Source organism: Micromonospora globispora (assembly GCF_003857015.1).
GTDB lineage: Bacteria > Actinomycetota > Actinomycetes > Mycobacteriales > Micromonosporaceae > Micromonospora > Micromonospora globispora.
In genome coordinates, this window is record NZ_QGGF01000256.1 from 14,491 (window position 1) to 37,007 (window position 22,517).

The 22,517-nt window shown below is 69.7% G+C and carries 31 protein-coding genes and 2 pseudogenes; 21 read left to right on the plus strand and 12 right to left on the minus strand.

Features of this window, described 5'->3' with window-relative positions; genetic code table 11:
* Window positions 1-236: 236 nt before the first annotated feature.
* Genes sdhC through DKL51_RS11830 form a run of 3 tightly spaced genes read left to right on the plus strand, consistent with a single transcriptional unit; the run spans window position 237 to window position 4,038 of the window.
* Entirely contained in the window at window positions 237-1,043 is an 807-nt protein-coding gene (gene sdhC / locus DKL51_RS11820; RefSeq protein WP_109947739.1) for a succinate dehydrogenase subunit SdhC, read from the plus strand.
* Between the two features lie 11 nt (window positions 1,044-1,054).
* Complete coding sequence (locus DKL51_RS11825; protein WP_109947738.1) at window positions 1,055-2,968, plus strand: fumarate reductase/succinate dehydrogenase flavoprotein subunit; 1,914 nt, start codon at window positions 1,055-1,057, stop codon at window positions 2,966-2,968.
* Window positions 2,968-4,038: a succinate dehydrogenase/fumarate reductase iron-sulfur subunit gene (locus DKL51_RS11830; RefSeq protein WP_109947737.1), complete on the plus strand. Its 1,071-nt coding sequence runs from the start codon at window positions 2,968-2,970 to the stop codon at window positions 4,036-4,038. Before DKL51_RS11825 ends, DKL51_RS11830 begins: the two co-directional genes overlap by 1 nt.
* Window positions 4,039-4,120: 82 nt before the next feature.
* Here the strand turns inward: DKL51_RS11830 and DKL51_RS11835 are convergent, their stop codons facing one another.
* Entirely contained in the window at window positions 4,121-4,507 is a 387-nt protein-coding gene (locus tag DKL51_RS11835) for a (deoxy)nucleoside triphosphate pyrophosphohydrolase (RefSeq protein ID WP_109947757.1), read from the minus strand.
* Between the two features lie 238 nt (window positions 4,508-4,745).
* Here DKL51_RS11835 and DKL51_RS11840 point away from each other — a divergent pair, with 238 nt between their 5' ends.
* The 3 genes from DKL51_RS11840 to DKL51_RS11850 all read left to right on the plus strand — a co-directional run bounded on the left by DKL51_RS11840 (window position 4,746) and on the right by DKL51_RS11850 (window position 6,337).
* The gene (locus tag DKL51_RS11840; protein ID WP_109947736.1) at window positions 4,746-5,054 is read left to right on the plus strand and encodes a 4a-hydroxytetrahydrobiopterin dehydratase; all 309 of its coding nucleotides are present in this window, start codon (window positions 4,746-4,748) and stop codon (window positions 5,052-5,054) included.
* A gap of 136 nt (window positions 5,055-5,190) precedes the next feature.
* The gene (locus DKL51_RS11845) at window positions 5,191-5,517 is read left to right on the plus strand and encodes a hypothetical protein (protein WP_243422755.1); all 327 of its coding nucleotides are present in this window, start codon (window positions 5,191-5,193) and stop codon (window positions 5,515-5,517) included.
* A gap of 76 nt (window positions 5,518-5,593) precedes the next feature.
* A complete protein-coding gene (locus DKL51_RS11850; protein ID WP_109947735.1) occupies window positions 5,594-6,337 on the plus strand; it encodes a class I SAM-dependent methyltransferase in 744 nt (247 codons plus the stop codon).
* A 35-nt stretch (window positions 6,338-6,372) separates the two neighbouring features.
* On the opposite strand, the gene DKL51_RS11855 is transcribed toward DKL51_RS11850, so the two are convergent.
* The gene (locus tag DKL51_RS11855; RefSeq protein ID WP_109947734.1) at window positions 6,373-6,828 is read right to left on the minus strand and encodes a hypothetical protein; all 456 of its coding nucleotides are present in this window, start codon (window positions 6,826-6,828) and stop codon (window positions 6,373-6,375) included.
* A gap of 101 nt (window positions 6,829-6,929) precedes the next feature.
* On the opposite strand from DKL51_RS11855, the gene DKL51_RS11860 reads away from it, so the two are divergent.
* The 3 genes and pseudogenes from DKL51_RS11860 to DKL51_RS35670 all read left to right on the plus strand — a co-directional run bounded on the left by DKL51_RS11860 (window position 6,930) and on the right by DKL51_RS35670 (window position 8,605).
* Window positions 6,930-7,856 carry an NAD-dependent epimerase/dehydratase family protein gene (locus DKL51_RS11860; RefSeq protein WP_109947733.1) on the plus strand — a complete coding sequence of 309 codons (927 nt, stop codon included), beginning with the start codon at window positions 6,930-6,932 and terminating at the stop codon, window positions 7,854-7,856.
* Window positions 7,837-8,049 (plus strand): annotated as a pseudogene (locus DKL51_RS37115) (sigma factor); the annotation flags it as partial. The gene DKL51_RS11860 and the pseudogene DKL51_RS37115, both read left to right, overlap by 20 nt.
* A 103-nt stretch (window positions 8,050-8,152) precedes the next feature.
* Window positions 8,153-8,605: a nuclear transport factor 2 family protein gene (locus tag DKL51_RS35670; protein WP_260428467.1), complete on the plus strand. Its 453-nt coding sequence runs from the start codon at window positions 8,153-8,155 to the stop codon at window positions 8,603-8,605.
* A gap of 19 nt (window positions 8,606-8,624) precedes the next feature.
* Here DKL51_RS35670 and DKL51_RS11870 read toward each other — a convergent pair whose 3' ends face one another.
* A complete protein-coding gene (locus DKL51_RS11870) occupies window positions 8,625-8,885 on the minus strand; it encodes a hypothetical protein (RefSeq protein ID WP_109947732.1) in 261 nt (86 codons plus the stop codon).
* Window positions 8,882-9,196, minus strand: coding sequence for a DivIVA domain-containing protein (locus DKL51_RS11875; RefSeq protein ID WP_109947731.1), 315 nt, complete (start codon window positions 9,194-9,196; stop codon window positions 8,882-8,884). Before DKL51_RS11875 ends, DKL51_RS11870 begins: the two co-directional genes overlap by 4 nt.
* Window positions 9,197-9,453: 257 nt before the next feature.
* On the opposite strand from DKL51_RS11875, the gene DKL51_RS11880 reads away from it, so the two are divergent.
* The gene (locus DKL51_RS11880; RefSeq protein WP_109947730.1) at window positions 9,454-9,867 is read left to right on the plus strand and encodes a GntR family transcriptional regulator; all 414 of its coding nucleotides are present in this window, start codon (window positions 9,454-9,456) and stop codon (window positions 9,865-9,867) included.
* Between the two features lie 51 nt (window positions 9,868-9,918).
* Here DKL51_RS11880 and DKL51_RS11885 read toward each other — a convergent pair whose 3' ends face one another.
* On the minus strand, window positions 9,919-10,221 hold the full coding sequence (locus DKL51_RS11885) for a hypothetical protein (RefSeq protein WP_123827122.1): 303 nt from the start codon (window positions 10,219-10,221) through the stop codon (window positions 9,919-9,921).
* Window positions 10,222-10,618: 397 nt separating this feature from the next.
* Here DKL51_RS11885 and DKL51_RS11890 point away from each other — a divergent pair, with 397 nt between their 5' ends.
* From DKL51_RS11890 to DKL51_RS11900, 3 genes are all read left to right on the plus strand, one after another.
* Window positions 10,619-10,999 (plus strand): VOC family protein, encoded by a 381-nt coding sequence (locus DKL51_RS11890; RefSeq protein WP_109947728.1) that lies wholly within the window; start codon window positions 10,619-10,621, stop codon window positions 10,997-10,999.
* A gap of 152 nt (window positions 11,000-11,151) precedes the next feature.
* The gene (locus tag DKL51_RS11895) at window positions 11,152-11,799 is read left to right on the plus strand and encodes a tyrosine-protein phosphatase (protein ID WP_109947727.1); all 648 of its coding nucleotides are present in this window, start codon (window positions 11,152-11,154) and stop codon (window positions 11,797-11,799) included.
* Window positions 11,800-11,866: 67 nt separating this feature from the next.
* A complete protein-coding gene (locus DKL51_RS11900) occupies window positions 11,867-12,259 on the plus strand; it encodes a hypothetical protein (protein ID WP_109947726.1) in 393 nt (130 codons plus the stop codon).
* Window positions 12,260-12,381: 122 nt separating this feature from the next.
* Here the strand turns inward: DKL51_RS11900 and DKL51_RS11905 are convergent, their stop codons facing one another.
* The 3 genes from DKL51_RS11905 to DKL51_RS11910 all read right to left on the minus strand — a co-directional run bounded on the left by DKL51_RS11905 (window position 12,382) and on the right by DKL51_RS11910 (window position 13,501).
* A complete protein-coding gene (locus DKL51_RS11905; protein WP_109947725.1) occupies window positions 12,382-12,792 on the minus strand; it encodes an NUDIX hydrolase in 411 nt (136 codons plus the stop codon).
* A gap of 54 nt (window positions 12,793-12,846) precedes the next feature.
* The gene (locus tag DKL51_RS34885) at window positions 12,847-13,023 is read right to left on the minus strand and encodes a hypothetical protein (protein ID WP_165823261.1); all 177 of its coding nucleotides are present in this window, start codon (window positions 13,021-13,023) and stop codon (window positions 12,847-12,849) included.
* Between the two features lie 61 nt (window positions 13,024-13,084).
* Entirely contained in the window at window positions 13,085-13,501 is a 417-nt protein-coding gene (locus DKL51_RS11910; protein WP_423790684.1) for a nucleotidyltransferase domain-containing protein, read from the minus strand.
* Here DKL51_RS11910 and DKL51_RS11915 point away from each other — a divergent pair.
* The 3 genes from DKL51_RS11915 to DKL51_RS11925 all read left to right on the plus strand — a co-directional run bounded on the left by DKL51_RS11915 (window position 13,478) and on the right by DKL51_RS11925 (window position 15,006).
* The gene (locus DKL51_RS11915; protein ID WP_165823260.1) at window positions 13,478-13,633 is read left to right on the plus strand and encodes a VOC family protein; all 156 of its coding nucleotides are present in this window, start codon (window positions 13,478-13,480) and stop codon (window positions 13,631-13,633) included. The two genes, DKL51_RS11910 and DKL51_RS11915, sit on opposite strands and share 24 nt — an antisense overlap.
* A gap of 138 nt (window positions 13,634-13,771) precedes the next feature.
* Window positions 13,772-14,782 carry a hypothetical protein gene (locus DKL51_RS11920; protein WP_123827121.1) on the plus strand — a complete coding sequence of 337 codons (1,011 nt, stop codon included), beginning with the start codon at window positions 13,772-13,774 and terminating at the stop codon, window positions 14,780-14,782.
* Window positions 14,783-14,814: 32 nt separating this feature from the next.
* Window positions 14,815-15,006, plus strand: a complete 192-nt coding sequence (locus DKL51_RS11925; protein WP_109947722.1) for an NUDIX hydrolase — start codon at window positions 14,815-14,817, stop codon at window positions 15,004-15,006.
* Between the two features lie 44 nt (window positions 15,007-15,050).
* Here DKL51_RS11925 and DKL51_RS11930 read toward each other — a convergent pair whose 3' ends face one another.
* The gene (locus DKL51_RS11930) at window positions 15,051-15,806 is read right to left on the minus strand and encodes a GbsR/MarR family transcriptional regulator (protein WP_109947721.1); all 756 of its coding nucleotides are present in this window, start codon (window positions 15,804-15,806) and stop codon (window positions 15,051-15,053) included.
* Between the two features lie 226 nt (window positions 15,807-16,032).
* Here DKL51_RS11930 and DKL51_RS11935 point away from each other — a divergent pair, with 226 nt between their 5' ends.
* The 4 genes and pseudogenes from DKL51_RS11935 (at window position 16,033) to DKL51_RS11950 (ending at window position 19,307) form a co-directional block, all read left to right on the plus strand.
* The gene (locus DKL51_RS11935) at window positions 16,033-16,704 is read left to right on the plus strand and encodes a DUF4097 family beta strand repeat-containing protein (RefSeq protein WP_124812048.1); all 672 of its coding nucleotides are present in this window, start codon (window positions 16,033-16,035) and stop codon (window positions 16,702-16,704) included.
* 17 nt (window positions 16,705-16,721) lie between these two features.
* On the plus strand, window positions 16,722-17,543 hold the full coding sequence (locus DKL51_RS11940; RefSeq protein WP_109947720.1) for an alpha/beta fold hydrolase: 822 nt from the start codon (window positions 16,722-16,724) through the stop codon (window positions 17,541-17,543).
* Window positions 17,544-17,706: 163 nt separating this feature from the next.
* Window positions 17,707-18,288, plus strand: a pseudogene (locus DKL51_RS11945) (recombinase family protein); the annotation flags it as partial.
* A 149-nt stretch (window positions 18,289-18,437) separates the two neighbouring features.
* On the plus strand, window positions 18,438-19,307 hold the full coding sequence (locus DKL51_RS11950; protein ID WP_109947719.1) for a hypothetical protein: 870 nt from the start codon (window positions 18,438-18,440) through the stop codon (window positions 19,305-19,307).
* 318 nt (window positions 19,308-19,625) lie between these two features.
* Here the strand turns inward: DKL51_RS11950 and ychF are convergent, their stop codons facing one another.
* From ychF to DKL51_RS11965, 3 genes are all read right to left on the minus strand, one after another.
* Window positions 19,626-20,711 carry a redox-regulated ATPase YchF gene (ychF, locus tag DKL51_RS11955; protein ID WP_109947718.1) on the minus strand — a complete coding sequence of 362 codons (1,086 nt, stop codon included), beginning with the start codon at window positions 20,709-20,711 and terminating at the stop codon, window positions 19,626-19,628.
* A gap of 61 nt (window positions 20,712-20,772) precedes the next feature.
* Complete coding sequence (locus DKL51_RS11960) at window positions 20,773-21,507, minus strand: Type 1 glutamine amidotransferase-like domain-containing protein (RefSeq protein ID WP_109947753.1); 735 nt, start codon at window positions 21,505-21,507, stop codon at window positions 20,773-20,775.
* A gap of 63 nt (window positions 21,508-21,570) precedes the next feature.
* Window positions 21,571-22,068, minus strand: coding sequence for a MarR family winged helix-turn-helix transcriptional regulator (locus DKL51_RS11965; protein WP_109947717.1), 498 nt, complete (start codon window positions 22,066-22,068; stop codon window positions 21,571-21,573).
* A 91-nt stretch (window positions 22,069-22,159) separates the two neighbouring features.
* On the opposite strand from DKL51_RS11965, the gene DKL51_RS11970 reads away from it, so the two are divergent.
* Window positions 22,160-22,517 (plus strand): EamA family transporter (locus DKL51_RS11970; RefSeq protein WP_148097770.1); only part of this gene is annotated, 358 nt, incomplete at its 3' end.

Here is a 22,517-nt window from a genome sequence, read left to right on the forward strand (position 1 = left end):
TACAACGGGCGGACATCGAACATGCTCCAGGGTCTTTCCAAGCTGCGGGACACACGGGACACTGCGTTGCGCGGCCGGGCCGCGAAGATCGGCGTAACGTGTGTCACTTAGCTGCGCCGGTACGCCGGTGCGGCCGCATGCGTGCGCAAGACGTGGCAGTGGACGCGGTCTGGCCGGTCCGCTGACCGGTAGGAACGTGATCCGCCCGCGAGGGCGCCGTCAGGGAGACGAGTCGAATGACATCAACGGCAACGAGGCCGCGAGGGGCGCGGGCGCGCGCCGCGATCGCGGCGAAGACGTTGCGGACCGACCGCTGGTGGTTCCCCCCACTGATCACCGTCATCGGCCTCACCGCGTGGGTCGCGTACGCGACGGTCCGGGTGTTCATGCACAAGTGGTACTGGGTGGACGCGTACCACTACCTGACCCCGTTCTACTCGCCGTGCGTGACGAACCGGTGCGTCGAGGGTTCCTCGCACTTCGGCAGCTTCCTGCCCGGCTGGTGGATCATCCCGGACGCGGCGCTGACCCTGCCGTTCCTGCTGCTCTTCCGGTTGACCTGCTACTACTACCGGAAGGCGTACTACCGGTCGTACTGGCTCTCGCCGCCGGCCTGCGCGGTCCCCGACGGGCACAAGTCCTACAGCGGTGAGACCCGCGTCCCGCTGCTCGGCCAGAACCTGCACCGCTACTTCTTCTACGCCGCGGTCATCATCTCGCTGATCAACACCTGGGACGCGATCTACGCGTTCCACTCCCCGAAGGGCTTCGGCTTCGGGCTGGGCAACCTGATCCTGATCAGCAACGTGGTGATGCTCTGGGCCTACACCATCTCCTGCCACTCCTGCCGGCACATCATCGGCGGCCGGCTCAAGCACTTCTCCAAGCACCCGCTGCGCTACCGGGCGTGGACGTTCGTCTCCATGCTCAACGTGCGGCACATGCAGCTCGCCTGGATCACCCTCGGCACCCTCGCGTTCACCGACTTCTACGTCATGGCGGTGGCGGCCGGCTGGTTCAACGACCTGCGGTTCATCAACTAGAGGCCCGGGACATGACTGAGACGCGAATCGAACGACACCACTACGACGTCGTCGTGATCGGGGCCGGTGGCGCCGGCCTGCGGGCGGCGATCGAGGCCCGACTGGCCGGCAAGAAGACCGCGATCATCTCCAAGTCGCTGTTCGGCAAGGCGCACACGGTGATGGCCGAGGGCGGCGCGGCCGCCGCGATGGGGAACGCGAACAGCCGGGACAGCTGGCAGGTGCACTTCCGCGACACGATGCGCGGCGGCAAGTTCCTCAACAACTTCCGGATGGCCGAGCTGCACGCGAAGGAGTCGCCGCAGCGGATCTGGGAGCTGGAGACGTACGGCGCGCTCTTCGACCGCACCAAGGACGGGAAGATCTCGCAGCGCAACTTCGGCGGGCACGAGTACCCGCGGCTGGCGCACGTGGGCGACCGGACCGGCCTGGAGCTGATCCGGACCCTTCAGCAGAAGATCGTCTCCCTCCAGCAGGAGGACAAGCGCGACCACGGCGACTACGAGGCCCGGATCAAGGTCTTCGCCGAGACCACCATCACCGAGCTGCTGCTCGACGGTGACCGCGTCGCCGGCGCCTTCGGCTACTACCGGGAGTCCGGCGAGTTCGTCCTCTTCGAGGCCCCGGCCGTGGTCCTGGCGACCGGCGGCGTCGGACGGTCCTACAAGGTCACCTCGAACTCCTGGGAGTACACCGGGGACGGGCACGCGCTCGCGCTGCGCGCCGGGGCGACCCTGATCAACATGGAGTTCCTCCAGTTCCACCCGACCGGCATGGTCTGGCCGCCCTCGGTGAAGGGCATCCTGGTCACCGAGTCGGTCCGCGGCGACGGCGGCGTCCTGAAGAACTCCGACGGCAAGCGGTTCATGTTCGACTACGTCCCCGACGTCTTCCGCAAGCAGTACGCGGACAACGAGGAGGAGGCGGACCGCTGGTACAAGGACCCGGACAACAACCGGCGTCCGCCGGAGCTGCTCCCCCGCGACGAGGTCGCCCGCGCGATCAACAGTGAGGTCAAGGACGGTCGCGGTACGCCGGCCGGCGGCGTCTACCTGGACATCGCGTCCCGGTTGCCGGCGGAGGAGATCCGCCGCCGCCTGCCGTCGATGTACCACCAGTTCAAGGAGCTGGCCGACGTCGACATCACGAAGGAGCCGATGGAGGTCGGCCCGACCTGCCACTACGTGATGGGTGGCGTCGAGGTGGACCCGGACAGCGGCGCCGCGGCCGGCATCGTCCGGGGCCTGTTCGCCGCCGGTGAGGTCTCCGGCGGCATGCACGGCTCCAACCGGCTCGGCGGCAACTCGCTGTCGGACCTGCTGGTCTTCGGCAAGCGGGCGGGCGGCCACGCCGCCACGTACGCCGACCAGCTGACCTCGCGGCCGAGGATCCCGGTCCCGGCCGTGGAGGCCGCGGTGGAGACGGCCCTGGCGCCGCTGCAGCGGGACACCGGGGAGAGCCCGTACACCCTGCAGCAGGACCTCCAGGCGGTGATGGGCGAACTGGTCGGCATCATCCGGCGCGAGGGCGAGCTGGTCGACGCGCTGCGCAAGCTGGGCGAGCTGCGCGAGCGGGTGGCCAAGGTGAGCGCGGCCGGCGGCCGGCGCTACAACCCGGGCTGGCACCTGGCGCTGGATCTGCGCAACATGCTGGTGGTGTCGGAGTGCACCGCGAAGGCGGCGCTGGAGCGGCAGGAGTCGCGCGGCGGGCACACCCGGGAGGACTTCCCGGGGATGGACCCGAAGTGGCGGCGGGTGAACCTGGTCTGCTCGCTGGACGGGGACACCGTCCGCCTGGAACACAAGCCGCTGCCGAAGATGCGGGGCGAGCTGATCAACCTCTTCGACCGTAACGAGCTGGCCAAGTACCTGACCGACGAGGAGCTCGCGGAGTTCGACGCCCTCGCTGAGGAGGCGGGCAAGTAATGGGAACCAAGCGACAGTTCCGCATCTGGCGGGGCGACGAGAACGGCGGCGAGCTGCAGGATCACATGGTCGAGGTGAACGAGGGCGAGGTGGTCCTCGACGTCCTCCACCGGCTGCAGAACACCGACACGCCGGATCTCGCCGTCCGCTGGAACTGCAAGGCCGGTAAGTGCGGCTCGTGCTCGATGGAGATCAACGGCAAGCCGCGGCTGAGCTGCATGACCCGGATGTCGACGTTCGAGGAGGGCGAGACGGTCACCGTCACGCCGCTGCGGACGTTCCCGGTCATCCGGGACCTGGTCACCGACGTCTCCTTCAACTACGAGAAGGCCCGGGAGACCCCGGCCTTCGCGCCGCCGGCCGACGTCGCCCCCGGCGACTACCGGATGCAGCAGGTGGACGTCGAGCGCTCGCAGGAGTTCCGCAAGTGCATCGAGTGCTTCCTGTGCCAGAACGTGTGCCACGTGATCCGCGACCACGAGGAGAACAAGGAGTCGTTCTCCGGCCCGCGGTTCTTCATCCGGGCCGCGGAGCTGGACATGCACCCGCTCGACGCGAAGACCGACCGCAAGGAGTACGCGCAGGCCGAGATGGGGCTCGGCTACTGCAACATCACCAAGTGCTGCACCGAGGTCTGCCCGGAGCACATCAAGATCACCGACAACGGGATCATCCCCGTGAAGGAGCGGGTCGTCGACCGCAGGTACGATCCCCTCGTGTGGCTTGGTAGCAAGATCTTCCGGAGGGGTCAGGTGCCTCAGACCTACGTGACCAGCGCGCAGCACAGCGGCGCGGTGCACTCCAGCGCCCCCCACGGGGGCGTGCATTCGCACGCGGGCGGCTCGCACGACCCGCGCCATGAGACGGAGGCGCAGCGGGGTGTGAACTGGCACCGCGAGGTGCCGCATCCGACCGCCCCGGCGACCGACGCCAACGGCAAGCTGCCGCTGACGGAGCTGACCTTCGACCGGGCCGCCGCGCCGTCGCCGTTCGGCGACGACGTGACCTTCCCGCTGCCGCCGCAGCACCTCAACTTCGCTCACCCGCAGCAGGACGAGCCGAAGCACTGAGCAAGACAGCTACGAGGACGGGGGCCGCGGCATCTGCCGCCGGCCTCCGTCCCGTTTCCGACCCCGTTTCCGCTTTCCGGGCTCAGGCGTTGCTGAGGAGGGGACGGAGGGCGGCCACGATCGGAGCGTCGGCGGGGAGCCAGGTGACGGTGTCGAGTTCGGTGGCGGAGAGCCAGCGCAGCTCCGAGTGCTCCAGGGGCTTCGGCTGGTCGCCGTGCAGGAGGCGGGCGGCGTACACCTTGAGGACCGAGCGCCCGTGGGCCATCCGCACGTCCCGGCCGACCCGCCCGCCGATCTCGACCCGTACGGCGAGTTCCTCGGCGCACTCGCGGATCAGCGCGGCGATCTCGCTCTCCCCCGGCTCGACCTTGCCACCGGGGAACTCCCACCGGCCGGCCACCTCGGGTGGTGCGGAGCGCGCACAGGCGAGGACCCGCCCGCCCGCGATGATCGCCGCCCCGACCACCACCTTCGGCTCACGCCGGTCGGCCTGCCCGTTACCGCCTACCCGTTCGGTCCGCACGGGCGTTCAGCGTGCCAGATCAATCGGCGGTTTGGGTACCGAGGTCGACCGTCAGGCCAGGAGAACCCAGAAGTGTGGGCGTGGACACACCCTCCGAGTGACGACAGACTAGAGGGCGTCCACGAGGACACGGGATGGCGACGATTTGGCCACAAGCCGGCAACGACGCCTGGGAGGTGCGGTGATGCGCGTGCTGTTCAACGGCCGGGCGAAGCACGACTACCTCAGCGACGCGCTCACCCTGCTGACCGGGTGGACCCGCGAGGGGGAACAGATCCGACGAACCCTCGTCCTCGACGACACCCAGCACGCGGCGTTGACCGAGCGGGTCAAGGTGGTCGCGGACGCGCTGCGCCTCCGTCCGCAGATCAGCCGGCGGGCCAACCGCACCCAGATCCAGGTCGGGCACGGCGACGGCGAGCCGCTGACCGAGGGCGAGGTCCTGCTGGCCGCCCGCATCGAGGACGCCGTTCGCGCGGTCACCAGCTCCTGACCCGCAGAGCCGCCACGCAACTGGAAACAATCTTGTTTCCCGTGAAGTACGCACGGGTAACTGAACCCCGGCGGGAGAGCACGAACCCCCCGCACAGGGACCAATTACCTTAATACGTACTTCTTTAGGAGCTGACATGGCGACGTCCACCACCGGGAGCGCGACCCGCACCACCGACGATCACGGTCACGTCGACCGGGACGTCCGGCACCTGCACCGCGGTGAGGAGACCAAGCCTGCGTGGAAGACCACCGAGCTGGCCGTCTACCTGCTCTCCGTCATCGGCGTGCTGATCGCCTCGAACGCCGTCGGCGACGGCGCGGGCAACAACGGCGGGGACTACTTCGCCGCCGACAAGGCCTGGTGGTACATCACCCTGCTGACCATCGGTTACCTGGTCAGCCGCGGTCTGGCCAAGGCCGGCAGCCGCACCCGCGACGACGACCCGCGCGTCAACAACTGACCTGCGGTCACCGAGGGCCCCGTCGACCAGGTCGGCGGGGCCCTCGCCGTACGACGCGGGCGGTTAGCATCCGGCGATGCGACGCGGGGAGTTCCTCGATCCACACCTGGTGACGGTCTACGACGCGGAGTGCCCGTGGGGCCGCGATGACGACTTCTTTCTCTCCGTGGCGAACGAGAGCCCGCGCGCCCGGGTGCTGGACCTGGGCTGCGGCACGGGTCGACTCACCCTGGCCCTGGCCGCCGCCGGGCACACCGTCACCGGCGTGGACCCGGCGCGCGCCTCCCTCGACGCGGCTCGGGCGAAGCCGGCCGCCGACCGGGTCACCTGGATCGAGGGGACGTCCCGGGTCCTGCCCGACCGGGCCTTCGACGTCGCGGTGCTGACCAGCCACGTCGCGCAGGAGATCCGCGCCGACGACAAGTGGGCCCGTACCCTCGCCGACCTCCGCCGGGCGCTCGTGCCCGACGGCCGGCTGGCCTTCGACTCGCGCGACCCGGCGGCCCGGCGGTGGGAGCGGTGGAACCCCCGGGACTCCCGACGGCGGCTCGCGCTGCCGGACGGCCGGGTCGTGGACGCCTGGACCGAGGTGACCGAGGTCCGGGACGGTCTGGTCAGCTTCGTCCACCACTACGTCTTCCCGGATGCGGACGAGCTGCTCAGCTCCGGCACGCTGCGCTTCCGCACCGAGGAGGAGCTACGGGCGTCCCTGGCCGCCGCCGGCTTCACGGTCGACCGGATCCACGGCGGCTGGGGTGGGGAACCGGTCGGCACGAGCGCCGACGGGGAGTTCGTCGTGCTCGCCCGCGCCCAGGACTGACCGGTCTCACGCCGGATGCGGCGCGAGGCCCGTCGTCAGCGGCGGTACGTCAGCTCGAAGTCGAGCGTCCAGTCGACACCGTCCGCGGACTTCTCCCACCGCCCGTCGATGGTGTTGCCGTCGGCGCTCAGCGTCCCCGTGAAGCGCTGGTGGAAGCCGGGTGCCTCCCGCCAGAGGCGCCAGCGGCCGTCGGCGAACGTCATCCGGTAGACCCGGTGGACGCCGCGGGCGTCGGCGTACAGCATGCTGAATTCCTCGCCGGCGTCGTCGAGGCCGATCAGCGACGTCACGGGCAAGGGGTTGTTCTCCCGCCACGCCTGCGGAGCCGTCTCCGGCAGCGGCTCGGCGTCGGAGAACTCGCGCAGGAACTGGCCACCCTCGATCCAGGTGAACTCCGTCCACCCGGCACCGAGACCCTCGACCTTGGGCTGAACGGTCCACCGCCCGACGAGCACGTCGAGCCGGGCGAGCGCGGGATGTTGCTCCGCCATGTCGTATCCCTCCTGCGGGTCGGAGGCCGGGGCTGAAGAATGTCACAGCTTCCGGTGGTGCGTTGTCTTCAAGGGAGAGCGCCACGCGGAAGGAAAGATGAATGCGAGTCTTTGTCACAGGAGCGACCGGGGCACTGGGACGACACCTCGTCCCTGGGTTGAACGCGGCGGGTCACCAGGTCACCGCCACCACGAGGACGCCCGGCAAGGTCGCGCGGCTGCGCGAGGCGGGCGCGGAGCCGGTGGTCGTCGACGGGCTGGATCGGGATGCGGTGATCGCGGCGGTGCGGGCGGCCGCGCCGGAGGTGATCGTGCACCAGATGACCGCGCTGGCGAGCATGCGGAGCCTCCGTAAGGTCGACCAGGTGTTCGCCGCCACCAACGAACTGCGGACCCGGGGCACCGACAACCTGCTGGCGGCCGCGGCGCAAGCCGGCACCCGCCGGGTCGTCGCGCAGGGCCACAACTTCGTTTACGCGCGTTCCGGCGGCCCGGTCAAGATCGAAGAAGATCCGATCGACTCGCGGCCCATCCCGTCCTCGGCGCGGACGGTGGCGGCGATCAAGTACGTGGACAGGACCGTGCCGCTCACGGCACCGGAGGGAATCGTGCTGCGCTACGGCACCGTCTACGGCCCGGGCGCCTCGGATCAACTGGTGGACGGCGTACGGAAGCGGCAGCTGCCGGTGATCGGCGGCGGGACCGGAATCTGGTCGTTCATCGAGATCACCGATGCCGCGGCCGCGACGCTCGCCGCGGTCGAGCGCGGCGCGCCCGGCGTCTACAACGTGGTGGATGACGACCCGGCGCCGGTCGCGGAGTGGCTGCCGTACCTGGCCAAGGTCGCGGGCGCGAAGCCGCCGCTGCGCCTGCCCGCCTGGCTCGGGCGGCCGCTCGCCGGGGAGTTCGTGGTGGCCCAGATGACCGAGGGGCGCGGGTGCTCGAATCTGAAGGCAAGGAAAGAGCTCGGCTGGGAGCCGCGGTACGCGAGCTGGCGGGAGGGATTCCGTGCCTGGGTCAGCGGATGAGACGGGCGCGGCCGAGTATCGGCCGCTGCTGTTCTCCATCGCCTACGGAATGACCGGGTCCGTGGGCGACGCCGAGGACATTGTGCAGGACGCGTTCCTCGGCCTGACCCGGGCGCGCCAGGCGGGAACCACGATCACGGATCCGAAGGCGTACCTGGCGACGGCGGTGACGCGGCTGGGGATCAACCACCTCAGGTCGGCCCGGGTACGGCGGGAGACGTACGTGGGGGGCTGCGAGGAGCATCGGCAAGACCGAGGTCAACTGCCGGCAGATCTTCGCCCGGGCCAGGCAGCGCATCGCCGCCGGCGGGCAGGCGCGCGACAGCGCGCCACCCCCGGCCCGGCGGGCGGAAGGCGGGGAACTCGCCCGCAGGTTCTTCGAGGCCACCGCGGGCGGCGACATGGACGCGCTGCTCGGCATGCTCGCGCCCGACGTGGTGCTGCACGGGGACGGCGGCGGCAAGGCGCAGGTGATCGGGAAGCCGCTGGCCGGGCGGGAGGGCGTCATGCGGTTCCTCGTCGGCCTGCTCCGCCGGGCCCGGGCCCTCGGCGCCTCCCTCCGGCTGGCCTGGGTCAACGGTCAGCCGGGTGCCGTGCTGTACGACGCCGAAAGGCGCGTGGTCAGCGTGATCGAACTCGACGTCGCCGACGGCGTGGTCCAGACGATTCGCGCTGTGGTCAATCCCGATAAGCTCGGCCATATCGGACCGGTGCCTGACGTGGCGCGACTGCCGGAAGGGCACCATTAGCGGTTTGGTGCCGAGGGTTTCAGCGGGTCAGCCGGCGGGCGCACGGTCCGTCGTGGTCGGCCCGGAGGAGGCAGCGCCGGCCACCGGGCAGCAACAGGTCGCAGAAGACCCGATGCCGTATGCCCTGCTCGTCCTCGGCCGAAACGGTGGTCTCCCCCGGGTCGGCCGGGGACAGCAGGCTCGCCCAGCGGGCCACCACCCGAGCCAGCCGCACCGCGCCGCCCAGGTCACCGGCCCGCACCGGCAGGTGGATCACGAAGCGCTCCCGGTCGGCCGTCACCGGTACCGTCCGGCGGTGGTCCGCTCCGCCTGCTCGGACTGCCAGCGCCGCAGCGCGTCCTTGATCCGCGCCGCCTCCTGCCGGCTGTCCCCCAGCGCCCGGTAGACGGCGGAGAGGTCATCGGCCACCCGGTCCAGGAACTCCTGCACTTCGGCCGGGTCGAGACCGCGCCGGCCGATGCGGGTCGGCCGGAACCGTCGCTCCCGCACCTGCCAGGGCGCCAACGGCACGTACGAGGAGGAGCGGTAACAGGTCGCGGGTCCCCGCGGCGTCCCCTCGTCTCGGCCTGACCTCCGGAAGAAGGCACGCATCGTCGCCACCTCTCTGCGCATGGAAATGGAAGGGGTGGCCGCGCCCGCCCGCCGCGCGCGGGCGGACCACCCCGCCCCACCACCGCAGCTCAGATCAGCGGTACGGCAGCAGGGCAGCTCAGCAGGGAGCGAACCCGCCCGAGTGAACTCTCACGGTTACTTAGCGAGCACGCTTCGCTGTGGACGACCATAGCAAGGAGGCAATGTTGCTACAAGCCCACTGTGGCTGGTAGCCACAGGGGCACAAGGCTTGAGGAATGACCATCGATCCGTACTCGCACACCCCGGTCTACGTGCAGCTCGCCGACCTGATTCGGGAACGGATCGAGTCCGGCCAACTGCCGCCCGGTGCGAGCGTCGGCAGCGAGATGTCTCTCAGCCAGGAGCACGGCATCGGCCGCGACGCGGTTCGTATGGCGATCGCACTGCTGAGGTCGGAAGGACTGGTCACCACCAGCCGCCCATTGGGCACCCGAGTGCGAGAGACGCCGCCGCGCAGAAAGGTCGAGCTCGCCCCGGGCGCGTCGGTGGTGGCCCGGATGCCCAGCGGGAAGGAGCGCCGGTCGCTTCAACTCGACGAGGGCGTACCGGTCTTGGAGGTCCGCGACGCGGAGGGCAACGTCGAGGTCTTCGCGGGCGACGAGGTCGAGCTGATCCGTCCCCCGGCCTGACCGGCAGGGCGGCCGGTGGCCCGCCACTCGACCTGAGTGGGCGGAGTTCGGTCAGTGAGATCGACCGGACAGCCTCCTGGCCCAGCGCATGACGAGGTGCACGGCAAGCACCACCATCACGATCACCCCGGGGACCGCCAGCAGCACCCAGCGGCCACCGAGCAGGTTGCCGGCCGCGACCAGGGCGAACGCGACGCCCTCGGCCAGCACCTCACGCCCACTGAATGTCTCTCCGGCCAGTGGCCGCCGGCCCAACCGCCGCTCCGTCCGGATCAGCCGCGTTCCCTGCACCATGAAGAGCAGGCCAATCCCGAGACAGCCCCAGCCGGCCACCAACGTCACCCTGTCCGGCATGTCCGCCCCCACCGGTCCGGCTCATCCGATGAGGTCGGAATGCCCACAGTGGGTCGTTGGCAATCCCCCTCGACCTGCGGCACCGCGGCGGTCTCTGATGTCGGGCCGCTGCGGTAGGAAACCCTCCTGCCGTATTCCCCGGCGTAGTTGGCGGGAGCGCCCAGGTCTTCTTGGCGGCTCCGTACATGATCTTGTCTCGGGTGGATCGAGGCAGGCCAGCTGCCCTACTGCGCGACGTACGGCACTCGCCTGGCGACCCGGCCAGGCGAGGGCCTGAAATCAATTCGACCCCGCTCGCCTCGCCCGGTACGTTGCGAGCTTGTTCGCACTGCAGGGGGCCCATGAGATCCGCGTGCGGCCACCCCGGCAATTCCCACGCTGAGAGTAGGTTTCGTCAATGGCATGCCGTATCGGTGAGCTCGTGCTCAAGTGCCACGACCCCGAGGTGCTGGCGCGGTTCTGGTGCGAGGTCCTGGACTTCATAGAGCTCGATCGCGAAGAGGAGGGCTGCATCGAGATCGGTCCGCGCGAAGGGTTCGGCGGCCCGCAGCCGACGATCTTCCTCATCCGCAACGACGAGCCGAAGAACGGGCATGCCCGGCTGCACATCGACGTCAACCCCACCGACCGCGATCAGGACGCCGAGCTCGAGCGCCTCCTGGCCGCCGGGGCCAAACTCGTCGACATCGGTCAGCCCGCGGAGGCGTCCTGGCACGTCCTCGCCGATCCAGAAGGCAACGAGTTCTGCCTGCTCAAGCGCCGCCTCGACCCACTCTGACGGCCCTTGCCCAAACAATCGATGCAGCCGCCATCCCACAGCCGCCAACAAGATCTGGGAACCGCCATCTATAGCTGGGGGTCGCACCAGAAGTGGATCGCTCACGTGATCCACTGAGGATCGTTAGCCAGCTTGACGGGAGGAACCGGGCTATGAGCATCGACTGGTCGGGCTGCCGAAACGTTCGTGACCTCGGCGGTCTCCCCACCCTGGATGGCCAGCGAATCTGGGCGGGCGCGCTGGTGCGGTCGGACCGGCATGATCACTTGACGGCGGGGGCGATCCAGGCGGTTCGGGCCGGTGGGATCGGCTGCGTCCTCGACCTGCGCTGGCGACGGGAATGCGAAACCCACCCGAGCCCGTTCGTCGACGACGCCTTCTACCGGCACGTGCCGATGCTCAACGACGTCTTGGACTATGTGCCACCACCGGACACCTACGCCCCGATGCTGGACCACAACCGTCAGCGGATCGGCGCGGCCTTCCGTGCCGTCGCCGAGGCGCCACCAGGCGGTGTTGTCGTGCACTGCCACGCCGGTAGGGATCGGACCGGAGTCCTGGTGGCGCTCCTGCTGAGCGTCGCCGGTGTCGGCGCCGACACCATCGCCGAGGACTACGCGCGGACCGAAGCCTGCTCCCCTCAGACGATGCTCGACACGCTGGCCCACCTCGACAGGCACTACGGCGGCGCGGCGTCGTACCTGACCGAAGCCGGCGTCGCAGCGGGGGCGCTGTCGGCCGTACGGGAACGGCTCCGGGGGATCCACGCCCCCGTGGAAGCCGCTCCGTCCTCGTCGTAGAAGTCCGCGACCACGCGGTCAAGGACCGTCTCGTTTGCAGGTGCGAACCGCCGGGCAGGAGGTCGCAATGGCCAAGGTCCATGCGTCGTCCGCGGTCGAGTTCCGGCGCTCGCCCCGCCGGCGCCTCGTCGCAGCAGTCGTGGCCCTGCTCCTTCTCACCGCGGTCGTCACTGCCGTCACCGTGCTGCAGCACCGTCAGTGGTGGGAAGTCCTGTTGCTCTACGGACCCGCCGGCATCGGCGGCGCGGTTGTGACGCGTGCGGTCCGAAAGCACCAGCCCCGCCTGCCCCTGCGGCTGACCGACACTGCACTGGAACTGATCATCCCGGATGGCAGCACACTGGCGATTGACCTGTCCGACATCGCCCGGGCGAGGGTCCGTGGCTGGTTGGAGCCGCGGCTGACCGTCGAGCCGGTGGACCCGCAACGCACCAGGCCGCCGCTGAAGGCCCACCAGTAGTCGGGACTCGGGCGGCACAACCCGTACGACGTGGTGGTTCCGCTCCAATGGATGAGCCCCGGCCGCGACACCCTGCGCCGGGAACTGGCCCGACGGTTGCCTGCCCGGACCGACAGGACTCCCTAGGTGGCCTCAAGATGAAGAGGTAGGACCAGCGCGGAGGAGACCGCCAACTCGCGGTCGAGCACCTCGTCACGAGGGACGAAGACCATCTCCCGGCCCTCGCCGAGCACCACGTCCTCCTGGCCTGCATCAGTGGTGCCGCAGAAGGCGTGCACCGTGACCGTGTGCGGGAAGCCCTCCTCATACGGGCGCGGGCCGGTCCAGATGGAGTGCAACTCGCCCACGGTCAGGCCGGTCTCCTCCAGCAGTTCCCGACGGGCGGCCTCCTCCGGCGTCTCGCCGGGCTCGATGTGGCCGCCGGGCAAACTCCACTGGTTCGGCGAGACGGGTGCGTGCTCATCGCGGTGCTGCAGCAGGACCGCGCCCGAGGAATTGACGAGCAGGACAAGTGCAATGCCATAGCTGGCCACCGCGACATCCTGTCATGCCGGATCCGTGGAGGAGGGCCACCATCGGCGCGCCGCCTAGTCGACGTCGAAGATGCTGTGGCGGTCGTAGAAGTGCAACACGTACCGGCAACGACGGCAGATCATCAAGGTCATGCGGTGGCTGGTGAGGCCCCACCGGCTGTCCTGTCGTGCGGTCTCCTGCTGGAACTCCGTGCCTCGGCAGAGCGGGCAGGAGAGCTGGGGCTCGGTCATGGCGCGAGTGTAGGAACCACCGCCAACTCCACTCGCTGTCCTGGACCAGTGGTAGCCGCGCTCACTGGTGCTCGCACGCTGCGGACAACCGGGCCAGCACACCCGCCGGGTCATGCACGGCGCGGTGGCGGTCACTGATGACCCGACTGGTTCCCGAGTCGACCGGGTCGGTGTCTGCCCAGCTCACCGGCACGACGCCCATTTCGACCTCGAGCCCTGACGGGCGCCGCACGCGGACCTCCCGCAGCGGCCCCCAGTCCGCCAGCCGAACGACCTCACCGCCGAGCAGGCCCGTCCAGACGCCCGCCTCCGCATGACGTGGGTTGTCCGTGAGGACCACGATGTCGACGTCGGAGTCCATCTGCGCCGCCCCGCGAGCCCATGAGCCGACGATCACCACTCCACGGACGTCCGGGTTGAGGCCGCACCCGGCAGCCCGGCCATGGTCCTGGTCGTGTGGACCGACGACGTCGATCAAGCCTACAAAGACCTTCTGGCCGCCGGGGTTCCTTCGATTCAGCCGCCCCATGACACCGGCAACAGCAACCGGAATGCCCTACTGCGCGACCCCGACGGAAATCTCGTGGAGATTGTGTCGAAGATTTCCTGAGGCAGGCTTGAAACTGCAGGACAGCGACCGATTGTCGGGTCAGCTCCCGAGGCTCTAGCGCGGAACCTGCACTGCCCCCACGCCGGGCGGGCGTCCTGATACATTCGCGCTTCGCCTTGATCGAAAGAGGAATGCTGCATGACCGGCACGGGGGCCGAACGTGGCGAAGGATCGACGGATCCGGTATCGGCTCCCGGAGTGGGACCGGCGCCCGCAGCCGCGCCAGCACCGCTTTCAGAGCCCGCTCTCACCCCCGGCGCGGCTTCCGACCTGACACCAACTGCCGCCGCTTGGACTACCGAGGAACCGCCGACACCGACCTACGGGCCGCCGCCGTACGCGCCGCCCCCGGGTCTGCAGCCGCCCACAGTGGTGTCCCCGCTCGGACAGCAGCCACCGGTGGGCTGGCCCATTGCACCGTCACCCACCCGCCGCGACAACAGCGCCGTCATCGTCGCCGCGACCCTGGCCGTGGTGCTACTCGTGGCCTGCCTCGGCGTGGCCGGCCGACTCCTCCTGGTGAACTCCACGAAGACCGCCGCATCCAGCCCGGCGTCCGAGGCGCCGCTGTTTCCCACCAGGGACCACAGCCCGACCGCGAGCGCCGAGCCCAACGAGAGCGAACTGGCCGTCCAGCAGGGGCCGCAGCCCAGCGCATACCCCGCGACCGAGATCTCTGATCTGAACAGGGTGTGTGACGAGAACGTCTACTACCCGGAGTCACCGAAACGCGCCGGCAGGGCCCCGCACCCGGTGGTGCTGCTTATCGGAGACGGCTCGGGCCTTCGCTACCAGAACGGCACCTACTACTTCGACGAGGGCCTGTCGAAGAGGGTGGAGCAGACCTGGGCATCGGAAGATCCCAAGAAGGTGCAGATGGTCGCCTGTCTGGACAGGGTCAGCACCGGCTCGACGATCCGCCGCTGCAAGTACGACGACCCGAAGCCGATCACGTTGACGCTGCTGCGGGCAGGTTGGCGTCTTCGCGTGTACGAGGTGGCGACCGGCCGGAAGCTGCTTGACAAGGCCATGGCCGGCGATGACCAGGCTTGCCCGTACGTCGTCCTGGCCGGCGCCGACAAGAAGATCTACGCCACGGTCAGCAACAAGGCGGCGGTCGCTGCTCTCCGCAGACTCGTGAACAGGTAACGGACCACAGTGGCTGCGATGGAGCCGCGCGCATGGCCGGGATCGCCGGGGACGCGGCGGCCTGCTGGACCAGAGCTGGTCGGCCGGCCTTCGTCGTCAATGTCGAAGTCTTCCTTCATCGAGACGGTCGCTGGTTGCTCATCAGGCGGAGCGAGCAGGAGGACAACGCTCCCGGCTTGCTGAGCGGCATCGGCGGCAAAGTCGAGTTCGCCGGCTCAGATTGAAGGGGCCGGCGTGGGCACCACTGGGTGACCATCAAGACGGCTGTCTATCCGCGAGCTGAACTTGGCTTGGCAGTGCGGCCTGAGCTCGCTTCGGGTTTCGTGTAGAGGACTTCGCGGACCTGCTCCGCGGCGCGGAGGATGCTTTCGCTGATGAAGTCGCTGAAGCGGGCGATGTTCTCGAGGCGGCCGGCGGCCGGGGTGCCGGGGCCGAGGACGCTGACGCCCTGCCGTGCGGTCTCGGCGACCTGGGCGATGCCGCGGGCGCTGGCGATCGTCGACTGGTACCAGACGTCGTCGTCGACGAAGTAGCGCTCGCGGCGGCGTTCGTCGCGTTGCCGGCGGATGAGGCCCTGATCTTCGAGGAACGCGATCGCCTTGGAGACGGACGCCGGGCTGACCTGGAGGTGCCCGACGAGTTCGGACGCGGTGAGGCTGCCCGCGTCGGCGATAAAGAGGCAGGTCAGCACCCGAGCCATCATCTTGGGCAGGCCCTGTTGCATCAGGAGGGTGGTGAACGCCTCCTCGTACTCACGCACGGCCTCGTCGTCGCGCCCGTGGCCCTGGGCCAGCGCCCCCTGCTCTCGGAGCGGGGTGTGCTTGCGCCGGTGGGCGCGGCGTTCGGTGGCGCGGTGGGCCAAGTCGGCGCGGTAGGCGGTGGGGCCGCCGTTGCGCATCACCTCACGCGTGATCGTCGAGGTAGGGCGGTCGAGACGTCGGGCGATCTCCGCGTAGGCGAGGCCGTCGGCCAGCCCCAGCGCGATCTGCTGACGTTCCTGCTGGGTGAGTCTGCCTCCCGGCACCGCGATCTCCCTTCGTGCTTCCGTGGTGCCGCCAGCGTAGCGTTCGCTCACAGTCCAATGCAACGATCAGAGCAGCTGTCATTGCGTTAGATTTACACCCGTTGCAATGAAAACCGTGGCTCTACCTGCGCTAATAGGGATCACTAGCAACGAGCTAGTTGTGCGATACACGAACGCAACGTAGCGTTTCCGATGTCAGAAACGACGAGCGCACGAGGAGAGCATGATGCAGAAGTTCGACACCCCCGCCCCGGTGACCCCCGTCCTGGACATCCCCGCCGGGCGCATCCAGGTCATCGCCGCCGACCGGGCCGACACCATCGTCGAGGTCCTGCCCGCCAACGCCGCCAGGGGCCGCGACGTGAAGGCGGCTGAGCAGACCAAGGTCGAATTCGGCGACGGCGTCCTGCGGATCAAGGCTCCGGCGGAGAAGAACCAGATCCTCGGCCCTTCCGGATCCATCGAGGTCACGGTCCAACTGCCCACCGGTTCCCGCATCGAGGCGAAGGCGGCCGCCGCCGAGTTCCGGGGCGTCGGACGGCTCGGCGACGTCGCCTGCGAGGGCGCACACGGTGCGGTCAAGATCGACGAGGCCGCGGGCGTGCGCGTGGCCGCCTACGCCGGCGACGTCACGGTCGGCCGCCTCACCGGCCCCGCGGAGATCAGCACCCAAAAGGGTGACATCCACATCGCCGAGGCCACCTCCGGCACGGTCGTGCTGCGCACCCAGATGGGCGACGTGACGGTCGGCGCCGCCCACGGAGTTTCCGCCTCCCTGGACGCCGGCACCGGCTACGGCCGGATCCACAACGCGCTGAAGAACACCGAAGACGCCGCGGCCGGCCTGAACATCCACGCGACCACCGACCACGGCGACATCACCGCCCGCAGCCTGTAAAGAAGGAGCCATCCGTCATGACCAACCTGAAGAACAGCACTTCCTCGACCAATTCGAAGTGGACCGGCATGGTGCCGGTCGAAGACACGGCCCTGGCCGTCACCGACACCGGCGGTGCCGGTATCCCCGTGGTCTACCTCAATGGCCAGTTCGCCACTCAGGGGTACTGGCGGCGGGTCATCGCTGAACTCGGCCCCGACTACCGGCACATCACCTACGACGAGCGGGCCCGCGGCAAATCGAAGAAGTCGGCCGACTACTCCTTCGAGGCCGCCGTCCGCGATGTCGATGTCGTCCTCAAAGCCAGGGGTGTGGACCGGCCGCTGGTGGTGGGCTGGTCCTACGGGGCGTTCGTCGCCGCGCACTGGACCAGCCGGAACCCCGACCGTGCCCTGGGTGCGGTCTTGGTGGAAGGCGCGCAACCGCACGACTGGCTCGACGACGCGATGGAGCAGCGGATCCGCAAGCTGTTCAAGCGGTTGAGCTGGTTCATGCCGCTGCTGCGCCCGACGGGCCTGACCCCGCGGTTGAACGCCGCGCAGATGGCCGAGTGCAACATCGAGCTCGGCAAGCTCGCCCGCGCACGGAATCTGGGTCCGGTGCTGGACGGCATCACCGTCCCGACGCGGTATGTGTTCGCGTCGGGAGCGTCCCTCGGAAGCAAGGGTGATGAGCAGGAACGCATCCGCGCCAGCGTCGATCAGGTGGTTGAGCGCAACCCGAACATCAAGATCAGCGCGAAGGTCGCCAGCAACCACGACCACATCCTGAAAAAGGACTACCGGGCCATCGCCGAGGCCGTACGCGAGGTCGCCGCCCTCGACCGCGGCCGGCGCTGAAGACCTGACCAGCGGACCGATCTGCCAGGCAGCGGCCTTCGCCGGTGTCACGCTGAGAGGTCGTTTTCTCCCGGTGTTTCATCCCGGGAGAAAACGATCTCTCAAATGTCGGCAAACGACCGTCTGCCGGCACTCGGACCCGTGATCGCGAACCCGGCCGAAGCTCGACCTCGTGCTCCAGCTGCTGCGCGAGGGCGACACGCTGAAGGTCACCCGGCTCGACCGGCTCTCCCGCTCGGTGCTGCACCTGGTGACCCTCGGCGGCAACCTGCGCGAGCGCGGCATCGGGCTGCACGTCATCGAGCAGGGCATCGATACCTCCACGATGGAGGGCCGGGCGATGTTCGGGATGCTGTCCGTGCTTGCCGAGCTCCAGCATGAACTGATCGTGGCGAACACCAACGACGGGCTCGCCTCCGCACAGGCCCGCGGCCGGGTCGGCGGACGCCGGCCGAAGCTCACCGCGGACCAGGCTGCGCTCGCCCAACGGCTCTACGACGAGCGGGAGAAGACCGTCCAGCAGATCGCCGACATGTTCGGCGTGCCCCGGTCAACCGTGTACGGACACCTGCCGAACGGCCTCGATGAAGGCGGCCAGTTCGGCATCGGCGAGCGAGGAATCGATCGGTTCGGCCATGCAGGCCAGGATCCCAGGATCCGTACTATCCCGTCCGGAGATGACCTCCAGGTCAAGAGCCCGCCCGCGCCCTGCCTGATCCGACTCACTCCGATCCACAACATTTGACAATTTCTCCTCGGTGCAAGTCCAGCAGGCCAGCCGAGCAGAGGGCTTCGGCGCCGAGCGCCGATCAGGGCGGACGTCCGCTCGCCTGTTGCTCTTAGGATGATCAGTGGCCGGTCGCCTGGCCGGCGAGGTAGCGGCGGGGGTGTGGCGTGGGCCGGCGGTCACGTATCGAGTGGCACGACAACGGCTCACTCGTCTGGACCTGGGGCCTGACGGTCATCGTGTCGAGCGTCGGATTGCTGCTGCTGGGCGTCGCGGCGGTCTTCTGGGTGGCCCGCACCCCGGCCGAGGTTGCCGCTGAAGACGCCGGAGTCATGTTCCCGGCGATGTTCGGTGCCGTCACGCTTTTTGTGGCGGTGTCTGGACGAATCACCACAGCCAACGCCCTGCGCTATTCGGACGTGCGCCTGCCGCCGATCCCCCACCGGCCTGGGATGACACCCCCCATCGGGAGGCAGCGGCGCTCGCTACGACGTCGCAGCGGCATCGCCTACCTGTACATGGCGCTCGTCGCTGGCGGAATTGCCGGCGCCTCGCTGGTGAACTGGGGTGAGCAGCCCCGCATTGGCAGCCTGCTCGAACTGGCGCTCGCCGCCGGCGGCGGTGCCGGCTGCTACCTGGCCGGGCCGGCCGCCCGGTTCGTCGTCACGCCTGAATATCTTCGGATCGAGACGGCGCTGCGCCGCATGTCGGTACCCCGGCACCTGCTCGGCGGGTTCTCCCGGCGCGGCGTGGAGATCCGTCTCGACCTGACCAACGGCGATCACGTCCAGTTCCGGGTCGACTCACCCCTCTTGGACCCGCGCGGAAGCAGGTACCGAACCAACGGCCGGACCCAGACGCGCACAGTCGAGCGGATTGTGGCCATGCTGCGTGACGTGCCGGCCGCCGACACCAGCGAGAGTCAGGTCATCACCGCCCCGCGGCGTGCCATGATCACCCTCGCAGTCGCTGCCGGGCTCGCGTCGGTCGCCGCGCTCGCCGCGCTCGTCCCGATGTCGCCCTTGTCGCGCCGCTAGATCCGCAAGCCTCCGGCGATGCTGACCCATCGGGCACCCCTTCACTTTCGGCGTCGGCGGGTGGCCAACCAGATTGCCGCCGCCGCGATGGCGAACGGCACCACGAAGCAGAGGACGACGACGATCGACGGCAGCTTAAGTGACCCCATGGCTGGGGAGCCTACGAGCCGCCGTCACGTCTCGGCCGCCGATCCGCCGGATCCGTGGGTGGCGGATGGCCTACGCGGGCGCGGCCCGGACGGGCCGCCCGGCGAGCGTTGGCAGTTCTGCGGACTCGCTGCGGACCAGGGAGGCGTGACCTGCGCGAACGCGGCCCACCTACACGTTGAAGCGGAACTCCACGACGTCGCCGTCCTGCATGACGTACTCCTTGCCCTCGATCCGGACCTTGCCGGCGGCCTTCGCCGCCGCCATCGATCCGGCCTCGACCAGGTCGCGGTAGGAGACCACCTCGGCCTTGATGAAGCCGCGCTGGAAGTCGGAGTGGATGACCCCCGCGGCCTCCGGCGCGGTCGCGCCCACCGGGACGGTCCAGGCCCGCGCCTCCTTGGGGCCCGCCGTCAGGTACGTCTGGAGCCCGAGCGTGCGGAAGCCGACCCGGACGAGCTGGTCCAGCCCCGGCTCGGACTGCCCGATCGACTCCAGCAGCTCGCGGGCCTCCTCCTCGGGCAGGTCCACCAGCTCCGACTCGATCTTGGCGTCCATGAAGACCGCCTCGGCCGGCGCGACCAGCGCCCGCAGTTCGTCGAGGAACTCGGCGTTGCCCAGCTCGGCCTCGTCGACGTTGAAGACGTACAGGAACGGCTTGGTGGTGAGCAGGTGCAGCTCACGCAGGTGCTCCAGCTCGATCTTGGCGGCTGCGGCCCCGGCGTACAGGGTGGTGCCGCTGTCCAGGACCTCGACGGCCTTCTTGGCGGCCTCCACCGCGGCGGCCCGGTCCTTGCGGAGCTTGGCCTCCTTCTCCAGCCGGGGCAGCGCCTTCTCCAGCGTCTGGAGGTCAGCCAGGATCAGCTCGGTGTTGATCGTCTCGATGTCGTCGCCCGGGGAGACCTTGCCGTCGACGTGCACCACGTTCGGGTCGGAGAAGGCCCGCACCACCTGGCAGATCGCCGTGGCGTCGCGGATGTTCGCCAGGAACGCGTTGCCCCGGCCCTGCCCCTTGGAGGCACCGCGGACCAGGCCGGCGATGTCGACGAACGAGACCGGCGCCGGCAGCACCTTCTGCGAGGAGAAGATCTCCGCAAGCTTGGCCAGCCGCTCGTCCGGCAGCCCGACGACGCCGACGTTCGGCTCGATGGTGGCGAAGGGGTAGTTCGCCGCGAGCACGTCGTTCTTGGTCAGCGCGTTGAACAGGGTGCTCTTGCCGACGTTGGGCAGGCCGACGATCCCGATGGTGAGGCTCACGGGCGGCCAGTCTACGCGGCCCCCGACCTGCCCGGTCGGGCGCGCCGTCCGGCAATGGGGTCTAGCCGAGCAGCCGGGGCTCGATCCGGGTTTCCCGGACGCTGCCGTCCTCGGCGCGGCTCACCTCGTACGCGGCGACGCCCTCCCGCTCCGCGACCGCCTCGACCAGCCGGGTGCTCCGGTAGATCAGCCCGACGCCGTCGTCGGTGCAGTGGCTCGCCGGCAACGTGCCCTCGCCGACCAGCTTGTGCATCAGCGGGCGCCGCTGCTCCTCGCTGTCGTAGTGCACGCCGTTGCCGTACGGCAGCCAGCCCAGGCCGTCGGTGAAGCCCCGCAGGGTCGGTCCGAAGCTGTCGGTGGCACCGCCCTGGTGCCAGCAGATCGACCCGGCGGAGACCCCGCCCAGCACCACGCCGGCCTGCCAGCACTCGTGCAGGATCTCGTCCAGGCCGTGCACCCGCCACACCGCGCAGAGGTTCGCGACGCTGCCGCCGCCGACCCAGACGATGTCCTGGGCGAGCAGGTGCTCCCGGATGTCGTCGACGTTGGGCATCGGGTAGAGGGCGACGTGGGACGGGCGGAACCGGGTGCCGGCGAACGCGCCGTAGAAGACGGTGAACGAGGTCGGCTGGTCACCGACCGCCTGGCCCAGGTAGCAGATCCGGGGCGCGTCACCGGCCTGCGCCAGCTCGGCCATCAGGTCGAAGACCGGGCCGGGCTTCGCGTTCCAGGGGCCGCGCTGCCGGCTGGAGAAGCCCATGCTGGTGGCGACGATGGTCGGTTCGCTGGCGGGCATGGTGGTCCTCTCGTCGGTGTCGGTCTTGATCATCCTCCGGCAGCAGGCCGGGGGGTGCAGCCCTCAGGTCTCCGCCTCGGCGGCGGCCAGCAGCGTCCGCAGCAGGTCGGCCAGGCGTTCCTGGTCCGCCGGCGGCAGGGCGTCCAGGATCCGCCGCTGCACGGCCAGCCCCGCCTCGACGGACTCCTCGACCACCCGCCGGCCGGCGTCGGTGAGGGTGACCCGCAGCGCCCGCCGGTCCGTCGGGTCGGGGGTACGCCGGACCAGCCCGGCCCGCTCCAGCCGGTCCAGCCGGCCGGTCATGCCGCCGGAGGTGAGCATCAGCCCGGCGGCGAGCGCCTTCGGGGCGAGCGTGTACGGCTCGCCGGAGCGGCGTAGCGCGGCGAGCACGTCGAACTCGCCCCGGCCGATCCCCCAGCCGGCGTACGCCTTCTCCTGCCGGTCACCGACCAGCCGAGCCAGCCGGTAGATCCGGCCGAAGACGGCCATCGGTTCCGGCCGCATGCCGGGCCGTTCGCGCCGCCACTGCTCGACGATCACGTCCACGTCGTCCGTTGCCACCCCGGGATTGTGCCGCACCTCGCACTTCCCCTTTCACTCGGCACTGATTAGCTTAGCTCTAAGCTACTTAGCGAGAAGGAAGGCCCGATCAATGAACCGCCGCTGGACGGACATCGCGCTCACCGCCGCCGCCCCGACCGCCTGGGGCACCACCTACCTGGTCACCTCCGAGCTGCTCCCCGCCGACCGGCCGCTCTGGTCGGGCGTGCTGCGGGCGCTGCCGGCGGGGCTGCTGCTACTCGCGGTGACCCGGCACCGCCCGCATGGTGCCTGGTGGTGGCGGGCGGCCGTGCTCGGCGCGCTCAACATCGGCGCGTTCTTCCCGCTGCTCTTCTACGCCGCGTACCGGCTGCCCGGCGGGACCGCCGCCGTGCTGGGCGCGGCCCAACCGCTCCTGGTCGCCGCGCTGAGCGTGGTCGCCCTCGGCGAGCGCCCCCCGCGGCCCGCGC